The sequence below is a fragment of the Novosphingobium subterraneum genome (genome assembly GCF_000807925.1).
Classification (GTDB): domain Bacteria; phylum Pseudomonadota; class Alphaproteobacteria; order Sphingomonadales; family Sphingomonadaceae; genus Novosphingobium; species Novosphingobium subterraneum.
Genome location: NZ_JRVC01000045.1, coordinates 1 through 3,856, shown reverse-complemented (window position 1 = coordinate 3,856; position 3,856 = coordinate 1). Strand labels below are relative to the sequence as shown.

The window sequence follows — 3,856 nt, the reverse complement described above, 5'->3', positions numbered from 1 at the left end:
TTGAAAGACCCCCGTGACTGCAAGCCTTTCGCCATCACACTGGACACAGTTTACATGGACAGTTATGGTATCGGTATTAACATAAGATGTATTATCAATTTGAAACGGGTGGCAGCGGTGACCGCTCGCGTCCCGCCGGTTTATCCCACATTTTCCCCTCTTGCCAGGTTGTGGGATAAACCCGATCCTGTCTCGCGCTTTGGGTGCCGATCAGGTCGCCTGCATTGGCCTCGATCTGCGGGCGGCGCATCCTTCAGGTGACACCGCTCCGAGATCATCGGTCCCAAAGAAGCGTCGCATCTGGTCGTCGATTTCCATGTCTTTGCTTTCGGATTTACAAGCGGCCTGATGACCTCGTCCGCCTCGTCGAGTGCAGAGCGCATCGCACAGCGGGTCCGGCGATCCCGGCGCAACGTGTTCATGCGATTCGATTTTGGCGAATTTGGAGGCTATGACACGGTCGGGCGCGCGCTTCTCCATCAGGTGCAGTCAGGCCGTCGGGTCCGGATTGGCTAGGGTCTTTACGCGAAGGCCGAGCCCTCGCCGCTGACCGGCAGGCCTGCGGCTATCATCGGGATCCGGAACTTGGCAAGCGAGGCCGTCGAGCGGCTAGGCAAATCGGTTTCACCGTCGACGCTGGATACTGCCTACAATAGCAGGCGCTCGACCCAAGTTCCGACTGGACGCGCGCTGCAGTCTCAGCCCGGACCCGCCGACAGATCGGCTACGATGGCCACTTTGTCGTCTTCCAGCGCATCGGATCTTAAAGGTTCCTACCGGATCGCAAGTGATGCTCAGCCAGCCTGATCATGCTTTTCGCATGGTCAGTTGGCCCAGAGCACCGATACAGGAACACCGGAAATCTTCTCACTGAACGGTCGCGGCCCGTCATAGTCGTGGAGCACCAGCCCACGAACGAATTTGTCGCCAGCCGCCTCTTCTAGTTTGCGCAGCCCCGAAAAGTCCCCGCGACGCAACGTCGCGGAAGCCTTGACCTCGATACCGACGACGCGTCCCTGTTGATCCTCGAGCACGAAGTCGACCTCGTCACCCTCTTTCGTACGAAAATGCGAGAGGGTCACGCGTGCATCGCTCCAGCCGATCAGCTTGCGTAGTTCAGACCCAACGAAGCTCTCGAGGAGCGGGCCGAAGCGCTCGGGATCTGTCTGCGGCGGTGCCGGGCTGAAGCGACGGAGCGCGGCCAGGAGGCCACTGTCAAGGAAGTGATGCTTCGGTGTCTTGATGAGGCGCGAGATACGATTGCTGAACCAGGGCGGCAGCGTGTCGATCAGGAACATGCGTTCGAGCGTCTCGATGTAACGCCCGACTGTCGCCCGCGAGATTTGCAGTGCCGACGCCATGTTGGAATGATTGGATAGCTGTCCCGACTGCTCCGCGAGCAGCCGGACTAACAAGGGGAGTTTTTCCAACTGGTCGATCGTAGCAATGTCGCGCACGTCCCGATCGAGGATCAAGGCGAGATAGTCGTCGAACCATTTGATCCGCCGCTTTCCGTCGGCGCGACCTATGGCTTCGGGATATCCGCCTCGGGTGACCAGCTGCGCCAGATCCTGCCCGACAACGGGTTCACCGATCACAATCGGATCGCCGCTGAAGAAGCGATCGATCGCATCGCCTGATCGTTCCAACAGCTCCGCCTGGGCGAACGGAAAGAGTTCGACGATCTCGATACGGCCCGCGAGCGAATCCCCTATCGTTGGCAGCGCCATGACATTGGCTGAGCCCGTTAGCAGGAAACGTCCCGGGGTTGTGTCGGTATCGACCGACTGCTTGATCACCAGCATGAGTTCGGGAGCTCGCTGGATTTCGTCGATGACCGCACCCTCCAGGTTCCGGATGAACCCGACCGGATCGCTCTTGGCGTTGGCAAGAATAACCGGGTCATCAAGCGACAGGTAGGGGCGACGCTCGTGAACGAATTGTCGCACAAGGGTCGTCTTGCCCGCTTGGCGCGGACCTTCGACCAGCACGACGCGCGTATCCTCGAGTGCTGTCGCCACAGCCGTCTCTGCACGGCGCGGTACGAGCGGCAATTTTGGAGATGCGATCATGGCCAATTGCTACATCAAAGTGCGTCCAATCGTCAATCTAAGCCTGACCAATCGTCAGTCTATATCCGTCCCATCGCCAACCCAGCCCTCTCACAGCCGCTTGATCAGCGAAGAGTAGCGGTGTTTTGCGGTTAACCCCGAACGCTCCTGCTCCTTTCAGGTTCAGGGTTTCGGGGGCAAAACCGTAATCTCTCTCTCATCTCGGTGGCTGAGCGAAATCAGCATCGCCATAGCATGACGCCTGGGAGATTGGCGGCCGTCAAGGATCGCGGTGCCCCCCGATTTTGGCCTGCTGCGGCTAGCGCCTTGCGATCAAAAATCGGCTCCCCCCACGCCCGCTATTCGCGGCGGCAGCGCGTGCGCGCCGCCGTCCCTGACTGCCTGACTCCGGCGTCCTTCAAGGCACATCTTTCATCAGCGTGATGAGAGAAAATTCCTTTTGGAGGTTATCATGACGGACCGTTTCTCGAACTTTGCCGACCTTGCTGAACACTATGCGCGCGAAATCGCCACGCCCGACTACGCCCGGGCCTTCATGGAGCAGACCGAACTGGCCAAGCTCTCGATCGAGCATGAGCCGACCGCAGCTGAAATGCCCGACCCGGAAGCGGCGCAGGCGGCGATCGAGATGATGCTGGCAACGGTCTTCGACCTGTTCCGCGACACCCGGATGGAGGACTTCGCCAGCGAAGTCGCCTGGGGCATCGCCAACAGCTTCCATGTCGTGGCCAAGCGCCTCGATGACCGCGAGGATGCAATGGCGAACCGGCTGCAGGAGAAGCTGCGCGAGTATGATCCGAGTGAGGTCTATGCGACCGACCTTGAGGACCTCACCATGCAGGCCCGCAGCCTCGCCGAATGCCGCGATGCGATGGAATGCATGCGGGATCATGCCGCGCGGATCTACCTCGTCGAAACCGGCCGTCCGTTCTCGCCGGTCCGGGGTTCGCGGGTGTCCTCCAAGACCAATGCCTCCATGATCGAAGCGCGCGATTATCTCGCGGCACAGAAGGCGCAGCGGCGCGAGCAGTTCGCCCCCTCGGGTCCGGTCGTGGTGTTCTCGGGCGGACAGCAGTTCACCGACATTGCATTGGTGGAAGACTACCTCGATGCGATCCACACCCGGGTGCCGTCGATGGCGCTGGCAACGACTGCGCAGAACAAGGGCGCGGACGTAATCGCAGCAGCATGGGCCTCGCGCCACAATGTGCCGGTGATCCTGTGCAAGCCCGACACCTCGAGGGGACCTTCAGCGCCCTATCAGCGCAACGCCCGCATGCTCGCCTTCAAGCCTGTCGAGGCGGTGGTGTGCAGCGGCGGCGGCATCCAGGCGAACCTTGCCGACCGGCTGCGTGAGGCCCGCGTGCCGCTCCACATCGTGCGCGATGCTTCGGTCCAGAACGAGGCTCCGGCGGCGAGGGCCAAGGCTCCAGCGCAGGCTGAACGCCCGGCAATGAAGCGCGTTGCCAATGGCGACGATCTCCCGCCGTCCTGAGCGGGGCTGATCCGTCTTCATCAATCAGAAGGGTGTCCGGTCTCACCGCCGGATGCCCTTCTTTTTTGTAAATCGGGACGCACACTGTCATGCCCGGCTCGCTCGCTTCCTGCCCCCGCCAGTATTGGCCTGACGGCCTTCTGGCGGGGCTGCGAAGGCTTCGTATCGGCCGGGCGCTCAAGACCCGTGCATGGGACCACCGGGGGCGCTGCCCAACAGGGTTAAACACATGGGGTAATCGCGGGGTGCGCTTCCACGCGATCAGGACGCGCTGGTCAGGTGGTTGCCC

2 protein-coding genes are annotated in these 3,856 nt (G+C 61.4%); one reads left to right on the top strand and one right to left on the bottom strand.

The window, feature by feature from the left end:
• Positions 1–824 precede the first annotated feature (824 nt).
• The gene (locus tag NJ75_RS23025; protein WP_039338733.1) at positions 825–2,072 is read right to left on the bottom strand and encodes an ATP-binding protein; all 1,248 of its coding nucleotides are present in this window, start codon (positions 2,070–2,072) and stop codon (positions 825–827) included.
• Between the two features lie 451 nt (positions 2,073–2,523).
• Here NJ75_RS23025 and NJ75_RS23020 point away from each other — a divergent pair, with 451 nt between their 5' ends.
• Positions 2,524–3,567: a DUF2493 domain-containing protein gene (locus NJ75_RS23020; RefSeq protein ID WP_039338732.1), complete on the top strand. Its 1,044-nt coding sequence runs from the start codon at positions 2,524–2,526 to the stop codon at positions 3,565–3,567.
• Positions 3,568–3,856 lie beyond the last annotated feature (289 nt).

What these genes read in the sequence shown, in the direction of transcription:
- NJ75_RS23025 (WP_039338733.1), bottom strand. Translation starts at nt 2,072, where the DNA reads ATGATCGCATCTCCAAAATTGCCGCTCGTACCGCGCCGTGCAGAGACG.
- NJ75_RS23020 (WP_039338732.1), top strand. Translation starts at nt 2,524, where the DNA reads ATGACGGACCGTTTCTCGAACTTTGCCGACCTTGCTGAACACTATGCG.